This window comes from Embleya hyalina (genome assembly GCF_003967355.1).
GTDB classification, from domain to species: Bacteria; Actinomycetota; Actinomycetes; order Streptomycetales; family Streptomycetaceae; genus Embleya; species Embleya hyalina.
Window position 1 is genome coordinate 39,463 of record NZ_BIFH01000030.1, and the last position, 16,938, is coordinate 56,400.

The 16,938-nt window shown below is 73.0% G+C and carries 15 protein-coding genes; 5 read left to right on the top strand and 10 right to left on the bottom strand.

The genetic code is table 11. The annotated features are described in order from the left end of the window. Positions 1-122: 122 nt before the first annotated feature. Both EMA17_RS32495 and EMA17_RS32500 read right to left on the bottom strand, forming a co-directional pair. A complete protein-coding gene (locus EMA17_RS32495; protein ID WP_126640756.1) occupies positions 123-1,514 on the bottom strand; it encodes a WxL domain-containing protein in 1,392 nt (463 codons plus the stop codon). Positions 1,515-1,703: 189 nt separating this feature from the next. Next, positions 1,704-2,759 carry a hypothetical protein gene (locus tag EMA17_RS32500; protein ID WP_126640757.1) on the bottom strand — a complete coding sequence of 352 codons (1,056 nt, stop codon included), beginning with the start codon at positions 2,757-2,759 and terminating at the stop codon, positions 1,704-1,706. A gap of 700 nt (positions 2,760-3,459) precedes the next feature. Between EMA17_RS32500 and EMA17_RS32505 the strand changes: the two genes are divergently transcribed. After that, complete coding sequence (locus EMA17_RS32505) at positions 3,460-5,877, top strand: helicase-associated domain-containing protein (protein WP_126640758.1); 2,418 nt, start codon at positions 3,460-3,462, stop codon at positions 5,875-5,877. A 27-nt stretch (positions 5,878-5,904) separates the two neighbouring features. Here the strand turns inward: EMA17_RS32505 and EMA17_RS32510 are convergent, their stop codons facing one another. Together EMA17_RS32510 and EMA17_RS32515 are read right to left on the bottom strand one after the other, a co-directional pair. After that, positions 5,905-6,750, bottom strand: coding sequence for a hypothetical protein (locus EMA17_RS32510; protein WP_126640759.1), 846 nt, complete (start codon positions 6,748-6,750; stop codon positions 5,905-5,907). Continuing rightward, positions 6,747-7,631, bottom strand: coding sequence for an ABC transporter ATP-binding protein (locus tag EMA17_RS32515; RefSeq protein WP_246127041.1), 885 nt, complete (start codon positions 7,629-7,631; stop codon positions 6,747-6,749). Before EMA17_RS32515 ends, EMA17_RS32510 begins: the two co-directional genes overlap by 4 nt. A 294-nt stretch (positions 7,632-7,925) precedes the next feature. Here EMA17_RS32515 and EMA17_RS32520 point away from each other — a divergent pair, with 294 nt between their 5' ends. After that, on the top strand, positions 7,926-9,572 hold the full coding sequence (locus EMA17_RS32520; protein ID WP_126640760.1) for a DNA repair helicase XPB: 1,647 nt from the start codon (positions 7,926-7,928) through the stop codon (positions 9,570-9,572). Positions 9,573-9,612: 40 nt separating this feature from the next. Here EMA17_RS32520 and EMA17_RS32525 read toward each other — a convergent pair whose 3' ends face one another. Next, complete coding sequence (locus tag EMA17_RS32525; RefSeq protein ID WP_126640761.1) at positions 9,613-9,822, bottom strand: hypothetical protein; 210 nt, start codon at positions 9,820-9,822, stop codon at positions 9,613-9,615. 190 nt (positions 9,823-10,012) lie between these two features. On the opposite strand from EMA17_RS32525, the gene larE reads away from it, so the two are divergent. Next, positions 10,013-11,437 (top strand): ATP-dependent sacrificial sulfur transferase LarE, encoded by a 1,425-nt coding sequence (larE, locus tag EMA17_RS56095; protein WP_371863078.1) that lies wholly within the window; start codon positions 10,013-10,015, stop codon positions 11,435-11,437. A gap of 15 nt (positions 11,438-11,452) precedes the next feature. On the opposite strand, the gene EMA17_RS32535 is transcribed toward larE, so the two are convergent. Continuing rightward, on the bottom strand, positions 11,453-11,689 hold the full coding sequence (locus EMA17_RS32535) for a hypothetical protein (protein WP_126640762.1): 237 nt from the start codon (positions 11,687-11,689) through the stop codon (positions 11,453-11,455). A 204-nt stretch (positions 11,690-11,893) separates the two neighbouring features. On the opposite strand from EMA17_RS32535, the gene EMA17_RS55495 reads away from it, so the two are divergent. Then, positions 11,894-12,277, top strand: a complete 384-nt coding sequence (locus EMA17_RS55495) for a cold-shock protein (protein WP_126640763.1) — start codon at positions 11,894-11,896, stop codon at positions 12,275-12,277. A 52-nt stretch (positions 12,278-12,329) separates the two neighbouring features. Here the strand turns inward: EMA17_RS55495 and EMA17_RS32545 are convergent, their stop codons facing one another. Genes EMA17_RS32545 through EMA17_RS32560 form a run of 4 tightly spaced genes read right to left on the bottom strand, consistent with a single transcriptional unit; the run spans position 12,330 to position 15,857 of the window. Further along, positions 12,330-13,166, bottom strand: a complete 837-nt coding sequence (locus EMA17_RS32545; RefSeq protein WP_126640764.1) for a 1,4-dihydroxy-6-naphtoate synthase — start codon at positions 13,164-13,166, stop codon at positions 12,330-12,332. Beyond that, entirely contained in the window at positions 13,163-13,813 is a 651-nt protein-coding gene (locus EMA17_RS32550; protein ID WP_126640765.1) for a futalosine hydrolase, read from the bottom strand. Before EMA17_RS32550 ends, EMA17_RS32545 begins: the two co-directional genes overlap by 4 nt. A 3-nt stretch (positions 13,814-13,816) precedes the next feature. Beyond that, positions 13,817-14,278: a DUF2771 domain-containing protein gene (locus EMA17_RS32555; protein ID WP_126640766.1), complete on the bottom strand. Its 462-nt coding sequence runs from the start codon at positions 14,276-14,278 to the stop codon at positions 13,817-13,819. A gap of 10 nt (positions 14,279-14,288) precedes the next feature. Then, on the bottom strand, positions 14,289-15,857 hold the full coding sequence (locus tag EMA17_RS32560) for an MFS transporter (protein ID WP_126640767.1): 1,569 nt from the start codon (positions 15,855-15,857) through the stop codon (positions 14,289-14,291). Positions 15,858-15,991: 134 nt separating this feature from the next. Between EMA17_RS32560 and EMA17_RS32565 the strand changes: the two genes are divergently transcribed. Beyond that, positions 15,992-16,843 (top strand): DUF3027 domain-containing protein, encoded by an 852-nt coding sequence (locus EMA17_RS32565; protein WP_078976723.1) that lies wholly within the window; start codon positions 15,992-15,994, stop codon positions 16,841-16,843. The last annotated feature ends 95 nt before the right edge of the window (positions 16,844-16,938 follow it).

Below are 16,938 nucleotides of genomic sequence, written 5' to 3' on the forward strand. Positions count from 1 at the left end.
GGGTGGGGCGGAGGTTGTGGAAACGCGGGCTTCGAGGTGGGCGCGACGGGGGGAGTGGGTGGGTGCGGTGGGCTGTCCGGAAGGGGGCCGACATGTGCCGGCGCCCTTCCGGAGCGGGTGGGTCAGATCAGTGTGAGTGTGAGCGTGCCGGTGTATGTGCCGGGGACCGTGATGCCCGGGACGCCGAGCTTGAGGGCGCCGCCGCACTCGAAGGAGCCCGCGCTCGCGCCGGCCGCCGATGAGCACAACGTGCGGGCGCGGCCGAGGCCGGTGCCCGGGTCGGCCTGTGCGCCCGGGGTCACCGAAGCGGCGGTGCCCCCGGTGGGGAGCGTGCCGGTGACCGACTTGGCGGTGGGGGTCCAGCCGAGGTTGTCGCCGACGATCCGGCCGCCGGCCGAGGTCAGGTCGCTGGCCTGGCCGGTCAGCGTCCACCCGGCGTTGGTGCCGCGCGCGTCGGAGACGGTGAGCGGGTTGAGCGCGCCGCCGGTGAAGGCGTCCTTGCCGTTGAGGGTGACGCCCGGGAGCGCGACGTCGGTGCCGCCGACGCCCAGGGTCAGCGGGCCGCCCTGCACGTCGGTGGTGATCACCTGGTAGCCGGTGCCGGGGCCCGGGTTGGTCGGGGTCTTGAACGCGACCGGGACGAAGGTGTCCTGGCTGCGGTCCGGCGAGCCGTGTGCGGCGAAGGCGACGACGTGGCAGGTGGTGACGGCGCAGTCGTACTCCACGCCGTCCTTGTTCTTGTACTTGGCCTTCATGCCGTCGAGGGTCAGCGAGAAGCTGCCGTCGGCGTTCAGCTTGGCCTGGCCCGGCGAGTTGCCCGGGGTGGTGCGCACCCACTTGGTCGCCTGGTACGGCGCGGGGTTGGTGTTCCAGTCGGCGCCCTTGGGGCCGAACGCGACGTAGACGCCGTTGCCGCCGTCGCGGACCGGGTCGAAACCGGTGCCGGTGACGGTGAGGTTCTGGCCGTCGGGGTTCGCGCCGGTGGCCGGGGTCACCGTGAGCCGGGGCGTCGGCGTCGGCGTGTTGTTCTTGAACGCGACCGGCGTGAAGGTGTCCTGGCTGCGGTCGGTCATGCTCGCGCCGTGCGCGGCGAAGGTGACGACCCGGCACTCCTGCTTGAGACAGTCCACCTCCTTGCCGTTGCCGTCGGTGTACCTCGCCTTGACGTCGAGCGTGGTGGTGAAGGCGCCGTCGGCGCTCATCTTGCTGCCGGCGACCCACGCCTGGGCGCTGTAGGCGCCCGCGTTGGTGTAGTAGTCGTCGATCTTCGGGCCGAACAGGACGTAGACCCCGTTGCCGGAGTTGCGCGTCTTGTCGAAACCGGTGCCGTTCACGGTGATCGTGGCGCCGTCGGGATTGATGTCGACGCTGGGCGACACGCTCACCGCCGGGGTTCCGGCGGCCTGCGCGGGCGAGGCGAGGCTCACGCCGGCCACGGCCAGGGCACCGGTCGCGCCGATCGCCCCCCAGCGGATCAGGCGGCTCGCGGGCCTGTGCCGCGTTCCGTTGGTCATCCTTGGCTCCTCCATCTGGCAGTGTGCACAGGGCGGCGCCCGGACCTATTAGCGGTAGGTCCGGGCGCCGTCCGTACGGAGAAGGTAAGGCTAACCTAATTAATGGGATCGTAAAGAGCGGAAATCCGGCTCCCGGTGGCGGAGTACGTCACACCGGGGCCGGTCGCGACACGGGCCGTGTCCCCGTGCCTACACGGTGAGTCGGCGCCGGTGCAGCCGCCAGAGCAGATACAGCGACACGGCGATCGCGGCGACCCGGACCATCGCCGGCAACAACTCGCCGAACCGGTCCCAGGCCTCGTCCCGGGTCAGGTCGGTGCCCAGGTGCCCGGTGGCCCGCAGCCACATCCCGATGGCGAAGGCGAGCGCCGTCGTGCCGGGGATGTAGAACGCGGCGAACCGCCGTTCCTTGAGCGACCACGCGGCCGCGGTGAAGACCACGAGCAGGCCGAGCACCACCACCACGGTCGAGGCGACGATCGCCCCGACCGTCATCAGCGCGATCGCGAACACCTCGCGCAGTTGGGTGCGCAGCGCGCCCGGACCGCCGAACACGCCCATGACCGGGGTGGGTTCGGTCAGCGAGGCGTCGTCGTCCCAGCCGGCCGAGGGGTCCGAGGCCACCCCGATCGGATACGCCGGCGCGTGCAGCGAGCCGTCGCCGTACATGTCGGGGGTCGGCCGCTCCGGCATGTCGCCCTCCGGGGGCGAGCGCCACCACAGCGGCTCCTCCTCCGGATCCGCGGGCGCGGCGGGCTTGGTCGCCGTGCCGGCACCGCCGCCGGCCGCGGTCTCGGCGAGCGTGGGCGGACCACCCTCGGGGGAGACCCGGGGCGCGGGCGGGGTGGGCGGGGGAGGCGCGGGCGCGGCGGCCGGCGGCCGGGACGGATCCCGTATGGCCGGGATCGGCGTGGCGTCGGCGCGAAAGCCCATCTGGCGGGCCACCGTCGCATGCCGCGACCCCCGCATCGACATCGCGCCGACCCCGTCGTCGGCGCCGCTGTCGCGCAGGTCGCCGAGCCGGTACAACTCCTGGCCGACCACCGCCTCCGGCGTGCCGAGCCGATCGAGGACGACCTGCACCGCGCCGGGGTTGTGCGCGTTCAGCCGCTCGCGCTCGCTGTTGATCTGGCTGCGCAGCCGCTCCACGAGCCGGGCCCGGTCGGCGGGACGGAGTCTGCGCTGGGCCGCGTCACCGACCTCGCCCAGGTATTGCAGAACCAGATGATCGCTCTCGAAGTTCACGCCCCCACCTCACCCCCGCCGAAGGTTCGTCTGCGTCGGTGCCGCGCCCGCCGCGTCATGCGTCGGTAAAGCGACAACTCAGCGTAGGGGTGCGGGCGTAGCGGAGCGAGAGGTTGGCGGAAATGGTGATCGTAAGGGTGCGCGCCGCGGCTTTCGCGGCTCGATCCGGGCCCACGATCGGGGTCGCGGTCGGCGCCCGCGCCCCGGTCTTGGGCTTGGGGTGCGGGTTCCGGTTTCGGGTTCCGTTTCGGGCTCGGGGCGTGGGTTCCGGTTTCGGGCTCGGGGCGTGGGTTCCGGTTTCGGGCTTGGGGGCGTGGGTTCCGGTTTCGGGCTCAGGTTCCGGGCTCCGGGCCCGCGCTCAGGTTCCGGGCTCCGGGCCCGCGCTCAGGTTTCGGGCTCCGGGCCCGCGCTCAGGTTTCGGGCTCCGGGCCCGCGCTCAGGTTTCGGGCTCCGGGCCCGCGCTCCGGTTTCGGGATCCGGGCCCGCGCCCTGGGCCCGCGCCCCGAGTGCGGGGCCGAGACCGGGGCCTCGGTCGTGGCGGGCCGGGTACCGTCCGGGTGTTCGGGCCGCGAGAGCGGGGGCGCGCAGGTGTCCGTGACCGGCTTCGCCGGCCCGATCCGGGGTGGTCGACGCTGCCGACCGGGCATTCGGATTCCGGGAGCGGTGATCGTCGGCGGGCGGACCGTCTAACGTTGATGGGATGACCACAGCTGCGTCGCCCTCCCGTGCCGAGGCGGATCGGGCCGCCGAGTCCGGCCCCCGGACGCTCGCCGAGGATCTGCGCGGACGCACCGACGCGGACCTCGGCGCGTTGTTGTGCGCCCGGCCGGACCTGACCACCCCGGTCCCGGTGGACCTGACCCAGCTCGCCACCCGGGCCACCACCCGGGCCTCGATCGCGCGTGCCCTGGAGCGCCTGGACCGGTTCACCCTCCAGGTCGTCGACGCCGCGGTGGTGCTGCCCGACGGGTTCGCCCCGTCCCGGCTGCACGCGCTGATCGGCACCGCCCCGGAGGAGGTCCGGCGGGCCGTGGCCGCGCTGCGCGAGCAGGCCCTGCTGTGGGGGCCCGACGACGCGCTGCGAGTGGTGCGTACGGTGCGCGACCTGGTCGGCGCGAGCCCGGCGGGACTGGGCCCGACGCTGGCCGGCGCGCTGGCCGCGACCGCGCCGTCCCGGCTCCAGGACGTGCTCGCCGACCTCGGCCTGGGCTCCACCCACGACGCGGTCTCCGCGATCGCCGCGATCACCGACCTGTGCACCGACCGGGCGCGCCTCGACGCGCTGCTCGGCCAGGCTCCGGAGGCCGCCCGCGAGGTGTTGGACAAGCTGGTCTGGGGGCCGCCCACGGGCAGTGTGCGCGGCGCCGACCGGCCGGTGCGCGCCGACGCGGCCCGCACACCCGTGGAGTGGCTGCTGGCCCGGGCCCTGCTCGTGCCCGCCGGGCCGGACGCGGTGGTGCTGCCCCGCGAGGTCGCGCTGCACCTGCGCGGCGGCCGGGTGCACCGGACACCGCTGCCCACACCCCCCGAGCTGCCGGTGCGCGGATTCGATCCACAGGCTGTGGACGACCTGGCGGCCGGTTCCGCGTTCACCGCCGTGCGTCGGGTCGAGGACCTGCTGGAGGCGTGGAGCGCCGGCGGCCCGCCCGTGCTGCGCGCCGGCGGCCTGGGCATGCGCGACTTCAAGCGCGCGGCGGTACAGCTGGACGTGCCCGAGGCCGAGGTCGCGCTGTGGCTGGAAGTGGCCTACGCGATGGGCCTGGTCGCGGGCGACGGCGAACCCGACGAGCAGTGGCTGCCCACCCCCGCCTACGACACCTGGCGGCGTACCCCGGTGGGCACCCGATGGGCCGCGCTGGCCGGCACCTGGCTGGAGACCACCCGCGTGCCCGCCCTGGTCGGCACGCGCGACGACAAGGACCGCCCGGTCGGCGCGCTGGGCACCCAGGTCGACCGGACCGCCGCGCCCGAGGTGCGCCGTCGGATCCTGGCCACGCTCGCCGCGCTGCCGCCGGGCTCGGCCACCGACGCCGACTCGCTGCTCGCGCACCTGACCTGGCACCAGCCGATCCGGGCCGCGCGGCTGCCCGAGGCGCTGTTCCGGGCCATGCTCGTGGAGGCCGAACTGCTCGGGATCACCGGCCGGGGCGCGTTCGCCGGGTACGCCCGCCCGCTCGTCGAGGGCCGGGTCTACGAGGCGGGCGACGCGCTGACCCCGCTGCTCCCGGAGCCGCTGGACCACGTCCTGCTCCAGGCCGACCTCACCGCCGTGGCCCCGGGCCCGCTGGTGATGGACCTCGCGCACGAACTGCACCTGGCCGCCGACGTGGAGTCCACCGGCGGGGCGACCGTGTACCGCTTCACCGAGGAGTCGGTGCGCCGCGCGCTCGACGCCGGTCGCACCGCGACCGACCTGCACCACCTGCTCGCCACCCACTCGCGCACCCCCGTGCCGCAACCGCTGAGCTACCTCGTGGACGACGTGGCCCGCCGACACGGCCGGATCCGGGTCGGCACCGCCGGCGCCTTCCTGCGCTGCGACGACGACGCGCTGCTCGGCGAACTGCTCGCCGATCGCCGCGCCGCCGGGCTGCGCCTGCGCCGCCTGGCCCCCACGGTGCTCGCGGCCGAGTCCGCGCCCGACACGGTCCTGGAGAAGTTGCGCGCGATGGGCCTGGCCCCGGTCGCCGAATCGGCCACCGGCGACCTGGTGCTGACCCGCCCGGACACCAGACGCACCCCGCCCCGCTCGGCCCCGCCCCGCGTCGCGGGCGAACCCCCGACCCCGACGGAGGCGCTGCTGGCCGCGGCGGTGACCGCGATCCGCGCGGGCGATTCCGCCGCCACCAGCCGCGCCGACACCGCCGTCGAACGCGATGGCGAACCGGTCGAACTTCCGCGGACCTCCGCCGCCGAGACTCTGCTCGCGCTTCAGGCCGCGCACGCGGACCGGCGGGCGGTGTGGATCGGGCACGTCACGCGGGAGGGGCGGGCGACGCAGCACGTGGTGATTCCGCTACGGCTGGAGGGGGGTTATGTGACCGCTCACGAGCAGGGGACCGGGGAGATTCACACCTATCCGTTGCATCGGATCACCGGGGTCGCCGAGGTGGGGTGACGGGGGTGGGGTACGGGCGGGGCCCGCCTACATCTCTCTGCGGCCGATGCGCCATACCGCGAGCCATACGCAGAGGCCGGAGATCAGCAGTGCCATGACGAGGTTGTCCGTGTACTCGCCGGCGGAGTGGCCGCGCAGTAGTTCGATCGGGGCGGTGCTCAGTTCGGTGGGCTGCCAGGATCGTAGAGGGCGCCACAACGACGCGAGCGGCATCAGGATGACGACGACCAGGCCCGCGCCGAAGATCGCCACCGGTCGGTGCAGCAGCGCGGCCGTCCCGGCCACCACGCTGACCTGTACGACCGTGCCCATCAGGCCGTAGAACGCGCCGTAGAGCACGGAGCGGGCGGGGAGTGCACCGAACATCCAGTGCACCTGGGCCCACGCGATCAACATGCCGAGTACGTAGGCGATCGCCACCGCCGTCAGGGTCACCGTGTAGCGGGGGAGGACCAGGTCGCGTGCATGGCGCATGCGGGTGCGGTGGAACGCGGCCAGCCCCGCTCGATGGTCCACCGCGAGTGCGCTGGCCATCAGGGCCAGGCCGACCAGGAGGCCGACCTGGGCGGTGCCGTACACGTACACCGCCATTCCGCTGTCGGCTCGCATTCCGGTCGCCGGCGGTACCCCTTCGATGCGCAGTGCCTCGAGGATCTGGTCGCGGTGGCGGGCGAACACCGGGCCGACCAGGCCCACGCCGGGGTAGGCCACCAGCAGCAGCAACCAGCGCCGGGTGCGGGTCAGTCGCAGCCACTCCAGCCGCCACAGGCCCAGGCGGCGCGGTCCGCGCGGGACCCGATCGGGGGCGGCCACCACCGCCGGCACCGTCGGGGCCGACGACGCGGGCGCCTGGACGGCCCCCGAGCGCGTCATCGCGGACCTCCGGTGATGGACAGGAATGCCGCCTCCAGGTCCGACTCCTCGGGGGCGACCGACACCACCCGCGCCGAGCAGCGACTGAGCACCTCGGCCAGATGCCGTTCGCCCGCCTCCAACGAACGCGCCTCCACCCGGAACAGCCCCGGTCGCATCGACGACACGCGCGCCACCCAATTCTCCGCCGCGAACGCGCGCAGCAGGTCCGTACCTCCGCCGCGCACCCGTACCAGCCAACTCGGTCGCATGTGCGTGTCCACGAGTTCGGCGGTCGAGCCCTGGTACAACAGGCGACCCGCGCGCACCACGCCGACGTGATCGCACACCCGCTGCACATCGGCCAGGATGTGACTGGAGAAGACCACCGTGGTGTGTTCGCGCAGGCTCGCCACCAGATCGAGCACATCGGCCCGACCCCGAGGGTCGAGGGCCGAGGTGGGCTCGTCCAGGATCAGCAGTTCGGGGTCCGCGACCAGGGCCGCGGCCAGTCCCAGGCGCAACGTCATGCCGCGCGAGAGCGAGCCGGCCTTGCGGTCGCCGCAGCCGGACAGGCCGGTGCGGTGCAGCGCGACCTTGACCTTCTCCCGAGGCAACCGTCGATCGACGAGGTTTCCGGCCAACTCGACCACCTCGGACGCGGTCAACCACGGTTCGAACTCGGGCACATCCGTGGACACCGCGACCCGACGCCGATCGACACCGAACACCACTTCGCCCGAGTCGGCCCGCCGGGTGCCGCCCATGATCGACAACAGCGTGGTCTTGCCCGCGCCGTTGGGTCCCACCAGGCCGTACACGCAGCCGCGCGGCACCGTCAGATCGATCCCGAAGATCCCGGTGCCACCGCCGTAGTCCCTGGTCAGGGCACGCGTGAGCACGGCGGGACCAGTCGGTTCGCCGGCGTGCTCGGGGGTCTCGGCGGCGGTGCGACCGGGACGGGGAGCCCGATCGTCGGAGGCCGACGACATTGGTTGCGCCATCAAGTATCCAGGGTAGGTAGGCCGGCCGGTTTGTGTGTTCCTCCGTAAGGATGGGTCTCGCGCTCCTCCCTGGGCAGTACGGGCCCCGAACCCTGCTCCCGACGAGGGCAAGTGGTTTTCGGAACACGCGCACACCGCGGATGGTTGACACTTGTTGGTCCCGTCCCCCTCCACCCGCGGAAAGGTTGGCCCGTGCCCGACGGCCCGCTGATCGTCCAGTCCGACAAGACCCTGCTTCTCGAAGTCGGGCACGAGGCCGCCGCCGAGTGCCGCCGGGCCATCGCGCCGTTCGCCGAGTTGGAGCGTGCCCCCGAGCACGTGCACACCTATCGACTGACCCCGCTGGGCCTGTGGAACGCGCGCGCCGCGGGCCACGACGCCGAGCAGGTCGTGGACGTGCTGCTGCGGCACTCGCGCTACCCCGTGCCCAACGCGCTCCTGGTGGACGTCGCCGAGACGATGGGCCGCTACGGGCGCCTGCAGTTGTCCCGGCACCCCACCCACGGCCTGGTGCTGACCACCACCGACCGGGCGGTGTTGGAGGAGGTGTTGCGCAGCAAGAAGATGGCGCCGCTGGTCGGGGTGCGGGTCGACCCGGACACCGTGATCGTGCACCCCTCCGAGCGCGGCCAGATCAAGCAGGTGCTGCTCAAGCTCGGCTGGCCCGCCGAGGACTTCGCGGGCTACGTGGACGGCGAGGCGCACCCGATCGAACTGGCCGAGGACGGCTGGAGCCTGCGCGCCTACCAGCAGGAGGCGGTCGAGGGCTTCTGGCACGGCGGCTCGGGTGTGGTGGTGCTGCCGTGCGGCGCGGGCAAGACGCTGGTCGGCGCGGCGGCGATGGCGACCGCCAAGGCGACCACGCTGATCCTGGTGACCAACACGGTCTCGGCCCGCCAGTGGAAGTCCGAGCTGGTCAAGCGCACCTCGCTGACCGAGGACGAGATCGGCGAGTACAGCGGCACCCGCAAGGAGATCCGGCCGGTGACCATCGCCACCTACCAGGTGGTGACCACGCGGCGAAAGGGCGTGTATCCGCACCTGGAGCTGTTCGACTCCAGGGACTGGGGTCTGATCGTCTACGACGAGGTCCACCTGCTGCCCGCCCCCATCTTCCGGTTCACCGCCGACCTGCAGGCCCGGCGCCGGCTCGGTCTGACCGCGACGCTGGTGCGCGAGGACGGCCGCGAGGGCGACGTGTTCTCGCTGATCGGTCCCAAGCGCTACGACGCGCCGTGGAAGGAGATCGAGAACCAGGGATACATCGCGCCGGCCGACTGCGTCGAGGTCCGGGTGACCCTGACCGAGACGGAACGCCTGGCGTACGCGACCGCCGAGCCCGAGGAGCGCTACCGGTTCTGCGCGACCACCGCGAGCAAGACCCGCGTGGTCAAGGACCTGGTCGAGCGGCACCGCGGCGAGCAGACCCTGGTGATCGGCCAGTACATCGACCAACTCGACGAACTGGGCGAGGTGTTGAACGCGCCGGTGATCAAGGGCGAGACCACCAACAAGGAACGCGAGCGGTTGTTCGACGCGTTTCGCACCGGCGCCGTGCAGGCGCTGGTGGTCAGCAAGGTGGCGAACTTCTCGATCGACCTGCCCGACGCCACGGTGGCGATCCAGGTGTCCGGGTCGTTCGGTTCGCGACAGGAGGAGGCCCAGCGGCTCGGCCGGGTGTTGCGGCCCAAGGCCGACGGTCGGGGCGCGCGGTTCTACTCGGTGGTCGCCCGGGACACCATCGACCAGGACTTCGCGGCGCACCGGCAACGTTTCCTCGCGGAACAGGGCTACGCGTACCGGATCGTCGACTCCGACGACGTGGACACCCAGATGTAGCGGACGCGGTGGCGACACCGCGGACGGCCGGGCGCGGGGGTCACGGCACCGCGTGCCGGCCGAGCAGGGTGACCCGCACCGCGGTGGCGGTGAAGATCCAGGTGCCGCGCGCGATCCGCGCGCTCGTGTGGGCGGGCCCGCGCAGCCGGGCGCGGACCAGGTCGGCGAACGGGATCGTGGCGGGGGCCGAGCCGCGCGGGGCGGGCATCCGCAGGGAACGGTGGGCGGGGAGGTGCGTCATCGTGCTCATGTCCTCGACGCTACGACGGCCCACATAACGGACGCGTCAGCATCAGGGCGCCCGCCGCGCTACCTCTTGTGGGTGATCGCCCCCCAGGGGTCGCCCACGCGGCCGACCCGCTCGGATCGGGGTCGGGCGCCGGGTATCGGCCATCGGCACGCACCGTGCCGCGTCGTAGGCTGAACGGGTGAATGCCCTCATCGTTGGCTTCGACCTGGACATGACGCTCGTCGATTCGCGCCCCGGCATCGGGGCGGCCTGGGCCGTGCTCGCGGCGGAGACCGGTGCGGCGATCGACATCCCGGCGGTCGTCTCCCGGCTCGGGCCGCCGCTGGAGGTCGAGGTGGCGAACTGGTTCCCGGCGGCCGAGGTGACCGCCGTCGCCGCGCGCTATCGCGAGATCTATCCGCACCACGCCGTGCTCGGCACCGACGTGCTGCCCGGTGCCCGCGAGGCGCTGGCCGCGGTGCACCGACACGGCGGTCGCACCATGGTGGTCACCGGCAAGCACGAGCCCAACGCCCGGCTGCACCTGGATCATCTGGGCCTGGCCGTGGACCACCTGGTCGGCGATCTGTGGGCCGAGCAGAAGGGCGTGGCGCTGCGCGCGTCGGGGGCCGGGGTGTACGTCGGCGACCACCTCGGCGATCTGATCGGGGCCCGGGCGGCCGGCGCGGTCGCGGTCGGGGTGGCCACCGGGCCGATCTCCGCCGAGGACCTGCGGGCGGCCGGGGCCGACGTGGTGCTCCCGGACCTGACCGGCTTTCCCGCGTGGCTGGACGCGCACGTGGCCGACCTGCGGCTGGGCGCGCTGCGCGAGCGGTTGGCATCGCTCGGCAGCGTCGCGGTGGCGTTCTCCGGCGGCGCCGATTCGGCGTTCCTGCTCGCGGCGGCGGTACGCACCCTGGGGGCGGCCGACGTGCTCGCGTTGACCACCGACTCGGCCAGCCTGCCGGCCGCCGAACGCGACGCCGCGCGGGCCTTCGCCGCGGAGCTGAGGGTGCGTCACGAGCTGGTGCCCAGCGACGAGATGGCGCGGGCGGGCTACCGGGACAACAACGGCGACCGGTGCCGGTTCTGCAAGACGGAGCTGATGGCGGTGCTCGCTCCGGTGGCCCGCGCGGCGGGGATGGCGCACCTGGCCACGGGCACCAACGCGGACGACGCGCGCGCGGGTTTTCGGCCCGGGATCGCGGCGGCGGCCGAGGCCGGCGCGGTCACCCCGCTGCTCGACGCCGGATTGACCAAGGCCCAGATTCGGGCGATCAGCCGGACGTGGGGGCTGCCCACCTGGAACAAGCCGGCCGCGGCCTGCCTGTCCAGCCGGGTCGCGTACGGGGTGGCGATCACCCCGGCCCGGCTGGCCCGGGTGGAACGCGCGGAGACCGCGTTGCGGGTGGTGCTGGCCCGGGACGGCATCGCGGTGCGCAACCTGCGGGTCCGCGATCTGGGGCGGTTCGCGCGGATCGAGGTGGACGCCGCGCTGAGCACCGCCGTGGCCGGCCACGAACCGGCCCTGGCCGCGGTCCGGGACGCGGGCTTCGCCCGGGTCGAGGTGGACCCGCTGGGCTACCGCGAGGGCGCGATGAACGAACTGCTGCCCGACCCGGAGGCGTACCGCTGAGGGCGTCGGCGCGGGTCAGAGCAGCTTCGGTACCGGACGGCGGCGGCCGCGGATCGACCTGATCAGGCCCGCGGCGGCGATCGCGAAGCCGATCGGCATCAGCGCGCTGAGCAGATACACCGCGGTCGGCAGCGCGTGCGCGCCGATCAGCATGGGGGTGACGGTGGCGAGCGTGGCGACCGTACCGAGGGCGAAGAGCAGCGCGCCGATGCGGACGAGCCGATCGCCGGGGCCTGCGGATGCGTTGGACACCGACCCAGGGTAGATGCCCCGATCCGGGCCGCTCGCGCGCGGGGGCGGGATCCCGATGTCCGGCCGAGAAGGCGACCATTAGCCTGGACGAGTGAACGGGGTCACTACGCGTTCCTGCTCGGATTCGATGTGTGCGCCCCACCCAGCCTGGTAAATGCTCGTAAAAGTCCCGACGAAGCCGTCCCGACACGATCGAGGTCTCCCGTGCCCACCGGCAAGGTCAAGTGGTTCGACACCGAGAAGGGCTTCGGGTTTTTGTCCCGGGACGACGGAGGCGACGTGTTCGTGCACGCGTCGGCACTGCCGCAGGGCCTGGACACGCTCAAGCCCGGCACCCGGGTCGAGTTCGGGATCGTCGAGGGGCGCCGCGGCGAACAGGCCCTCTCGCTTCGTGTCCTGGACCCGCGCCCCTCCGTCGTCGCCGCGAGCCGCAAGAAGCCCGACGAGATGAGTTCGATCATCCAGGACCTGCTCAAGGTCCTGGAGGGGGTCGACAAGACGCTGGAGCGCGGTCGCTACCCCGACAAGCGGGCCACCGCGAAGGTCGCCGAACTGCTGCGAGCCGTCGCCGACGAGCTCGACACGTGAGTACGCGCGCCGGGCGGGCCGAGCCGCCCCGCCCGGCGATCTCCCGCGATCGCTACGGCAGTTCGAGGGCGCCGGCCGGGACGGGCGGGACCAGGCCCTCGGCGGCGGCGCGGTCGAGCAGCGCGGACACCGCCGCGTAACCGTCGGTGCCCAGGTCGCGGGTGAACTCGTTGACGTACAGGCCGATGTGCCGATCGGCGACCGTCGGATCCATCTCCTGGGCGTGTTCCAGGACATAGGCGCGCGACGCGGCCGGGTTCGCCCAGGCGTGCTCGACCGAGGCGCGCGCGGCGGCGGCCAGGGCGACAAGGTCCAGCGAGCGCTTGGCGATGATCGCGCCGAGCGGGATCGGCAGGCCGGTGTCCGACTCCCACCAGTCGCCCATGTCGGCGAGGCGGGTCAGGCCGTACCGCGCGTAGGTGAAGCGCGCCTCGTGGATGACGAGTCCCGCGTCCACCACGCCGTCGCGCACCGCGGGCATGATCTCGTGGAACGGCAGCACCCGGATCTCGCCGACCCCGCCGGGCACGTGCCGCGCCGCCCAGAGCCGGAACAGCAGGTACGCGGTGGAGCGTTCGCTCGGCACCGCGACCACCTTGCCCGCCAGCGCCTCGGGCGTGCCCGCGCCCAGGCTCAGCACGAGCGGGCCGCAACCACGCCCCAGCGCCCCGCCGCAGGGCAGCAGCGCGTACTCGTCCAGCACCCACGGCAGCGCCGCGTAGGACACCTTCAGCAGGTCCAGCTCACCGCGCTCGGCCAGGCCGTTGGTGATGTCGATGTCGGCGTAGCGCACCTCGACGGGCGGCGCGTCCGGGAGCAGGCCGTGGGTCCAGGCGTGGAAGACGAACGTGTCGTTCGGGCACGGCGAGTAGGCCAGCGACAGGGTCACGGCGTCAGGCTCCCTTCGAGCGCGGCGAAGGCCGCGGTGAGTGCGCGCAGCGCGTCCGGGATGCGCCAGGCCGCACGATCGCGCGGGCCCACGGCGTTGGAGACGGTGCGCAGTTCGAGCATCGGCACCGCGTGGGCCGCGGCGGCGGTGGCCACGCCGAAACCCTCCATGCCCTCGACCGCGGCGCCCACGTGGCGGGCGGCCAACTCGGCGGCACGCTCGGCCGTTCCGGTCACCGTGGAGACGGTGAGCGCGGGGCCGGTGGCGAGCGGGACGCCGGCCGCGCGCAAAACGTCACCCACGTGGGTGACCAGTCGCGGGTCCGCCTCGAACCCGCTCGTCCCGAAGCCCAGTTCCTCGATCGACACGAACCCGTCGGCGGTCTGCGCCCCCAGGTCGGCGGCCACCACACGGGTGGCGAGCACGGTCGAGCCGACCGGCGCCACCCCCGGGAAGCCGCCCCCGATACCGGCGTTGACCACCAGGTCGTAGGAACCACGCGCGAGCGCCGCGGCGGTGCCCGCGGCGGCCGCCGCCGGGCCCGCGCCGACCGCGAGCACGTCGGGGCCGGGTATGCGCCACGAACGCGAACCGCCGAGCACGGCGTCGCGCTCGGCGGCCACGGCGGTGATCACCAGGATGGGCAAGGGTTACTTCTTCGCGACCTTGAACGACCAGATGCCCCGGTAGCCCTGCTTGCCGTCCGGCTGCACGACCTGCACAAGCAGCGGCTCGCTCTCCTTCTCCGGCGTGCCGTAGCTCAGTCGAAGGCCCGAGTAGTACGTGGTCTTGATCGGCGACTGGGTCTGCGGCTTGCCGTCGACCAGGAGCACCCAGCCGTCGTCGGCCAGCTCCTTGTCCACGCCGATCGAGAAGCCGCCGCCCTCGGAGACCGAGAGCTTGGTGACGCCGTCGGTCTTGTTCAGGCAGCCGTCGACCTTCTTCTCGTCGATGGTGCCGTCGTCCTTGTAGCACTCGGCCTCGGTGTGGACCGACGTCGTCCCGCTGACCATGGTCACGATCGGCGTGGGCTTGTCGAGGTTGCAACCCGTCAGGGCGAGCGCGCCCAGGACGGCGGCGCCGGCGAGGGCGGCAGGGCGGCGAGTCTTCATGATCCGAAGATTACCGGGCGGTTCGCAGCCGCATGCCGGGGGACCGCTTGCGGCGCGCCCGGCGCGTCGTGAGTTTGCGGCCCACGATCACCAGCGCCAGGGTCAGCACGCCGGCCGCCACGCTCATCCCGAGCGTGCCGTTCAGCGGCAGCGCGATGCCGACGCCGCCGCCGACCACCCACGCCACCTGGAGCGCGGTCTCGGTCCGGGCGAAGGCGGAGGTGCGCACCGCCTCGGGGATGTCGCGCTGGATCATCGCGTCCAGCGACAACTTGCCCAGCGCCTGGGCGAGACCGGCCACCGCCGCCACCGCGAGCACCGTGACCAGGCTGTACATCACCGCCGCCCACGCCGCGCAGGACGCGGACGCGAGCAACACGCCGGTGATGATCACCTCCGGCGCGCGGGACTTGAGCCACGCGCCGAGCGCGGTGCCGATCGCGTTGCCGACCGCGGCGGCGATCACCACCGCGATGGTGGCCTGGGTGGCGGACAGGTCGGCGACCGGGTGCTTGCGCATCAGGAAGCCCAGGAACATGATCAGGAACCCGGAGAAGCCGCGCAGCGCCGCGTTCGCCCACAACGCCTGGACCACCGACGGGCCCACGCTGCGCAACCGCCGCGAGGTCTTGACCCGGACCGGCTTGCGCCCGGATTCGCGCTCGGCGCCCGCCGCGGCCGGGTCCTCGCCCGACTCCTCGGTCCGGGGCTCGGGCACCGTCTCGGTGCTCGTACCGCCCTTGCCGCCGCGCAATTTGGCCAGCGACACCTTGCGCTCGTGTTCGACGCCGGGGGCCTCGGCGGTGAACGACGCCCGGTCCTCGCCCTCGGCCGAGTCGACCTTCGCCGGCAGCGTGAAGGACAGGATCGCGCCGAAGGTGAACACCACGCAGGCGCCGTACAGGATCCCGGGCGTGCCGAACGTGTATTTCAGGCCGCCCGCCACCGGCGCCGCGCCCATCGTGCCGATCAGGCCGAACATGGTGATCCGCGAGTTCGCCTTGACCAGCGAGACCGAGCGCGGCTGAAGCCGGGGTACCACCGCGCTGCGGCTGACCCCGTACACCTTCGAGGACACCAGCACGCCGAACGCCGCCGGGTACAACTCCAGGCCGCCGTCGTTCACCGAGCCGGCCATCAGCCAGCACAGCCCCACCCGGACCAGCATCGCCAGCGCCATCGCGTAGCGGCGACCTCGGCGCATCCGGTCCAGGATCGGCCCGAGCACCGGGGCGAGCAGCGCGAACGGCGCGAGGGTGATCAGCAGGTACATCGCCACCCGGTCGCGCGCCTCGCCGGTGGGCACCGAGAAGAACATCGTGGTGGCCAGGGCCATGGTCACCAGCGCGTCGCCGGCGTTGTTGATCAGGTGCAGCTCGATCAGCTTGGCCAGGCCGCTCTCGCCGGCGCCCTTGGCCCGGGCCGCGCCGCGGAGTTTGCCGAAGCCGCCGGTGAACAGTCCGCCGAACCGACCGAGCGCGCGACGGCCCGGACCTCGGTTCCTGCCGGACGAGCCGCGGGTGGAGCCGGGCGCGCGAATGCTGCGCCGTGATGCGGTACTGGTCTTGGAGGCTGCCACGCCGGGATCCTGCCCTCGCTCCCTCGGATGATGCGGTCGCGACACGCCAGGAAGGGCTCGCTCCGCGCGCCCGTTCGGGAATCGGACGTGTTTTGAGGGTATCGGCGGTGGAGACCTTCGACGCGTGAGAGAGAATCACTCTCGTGAGTGCCGCGACCCGTAGTCGAACCCCGGACCGCCTCTGCGCAGAGGCGGTTGATCTTGCCTTCGCCGCTGCCGAGGAAGCCGCAGGTCAGGACTCCGTCGGCGAGCATCTGGGTGTACAGGTGGATGGTGATCGCCTGGTCACCCACCTGTTCGCGTGCCGCGAGTCCGCCTACCACGGCTGGCGCTGGGCGGTGACCGTTGCCCGGGCGCCCCGCGCCAAGCTGGTGACCGTGGACGAAACGGTCCTCGTACCCGGCCCCGAGGCGCTGCTCGCGCCCGCGTGGGTGCCGTGGAACGAGCGCCTTCGTCCCGGTGACCTCGGCGTGGGCGACCTGTTGCCCACCGACGCCGACGACCCCCGTCTCGAATTCGGTTACACCGGAGCGGACGAGACAGAGGAGGAATCGACCGAGCCGATCGGGCTCGGCCCCAAGGCGGTCGCGTACGAGCTGGGGCAGGGGCGCGTACGCGTGCTGTCCCCGGTCGGGCGCGATCTGGCCGCCGACCGCTGGGACGAGCACTTCGGCCGGGCCACGCCGATGGCCCAGGCTGCGCCCGCGCACTGCACGAGTTGCGGCTTCCTGGTCAAGGTCGGCGGGCCGCTCGGGCAGGCGTTCGGCGTGTGCGCCAACGAGTATTCGCCCGCCGACGGCCGGATGGTCTCGCTGGCCTACGGCTGCGGTGGCCACTCGGAGGCCGCGGTGATGCCCGCCGCGACGCCCGCGGCCGAGCTGTCCCTGGACGAGTACCGGATCGAGACCGTGCGGATCCGCCCGGTCGAGAGCGCGGTGGACGAGGACGGCATGGAGCCCGGAGAGGACCAGCTGGGCCACTCCTGACCGATCGCCGAATGCGAATCCTCTCCGAGTTGCGCGAGCCATCCGAGTCGTCCGAGTTGTCGGAAATGTCAGAAGCATCAGATTTATCAGGCTTA

What these genes read in the sequence shown, in the direction of transcription:
- EMA17_RS32555 (WP_126640766.1), bottom strand. Translation starts at nt 14,278, where the DNA reads ATGAAGACTCGCCGCCCTGCCGCCCTCGCCGGCGCCGCCGTCCTGGGC.
- EMA17_RS32505 (WP_126640758.1), top strand. Translation starts at nt 3,460, where the DNA reads ATGACCACAGCTGCGTCGCCCTCCCGTGCCGAGGCGGATCGGGCCGCC.
- EMA17_RS32495 (WP_126640756.1), bottom strand. Translation starts at nt 1,514, where the DNA reads ATGACCAACGGAACGCGGCACAGGCCCGCGAGCCGCCTGATCCGCTGG.
- EMA17_RS32525 (WP_126640761.1), bottom strand. Translation starts at nt 9,822, where the DNA reads ATGAGCACGATGACGCACCTCCCCGCCCACCGTTCCCTGCGGATGCCC.
- EMA17_RS32510 (WP_126640759.1), bottom strand. Translation starts at nt 6,750, where the DNA reads ATGACGCGCTCGGGGGCCGTCCAGGCGCCCGCGTCGTCGGCCCCGACG.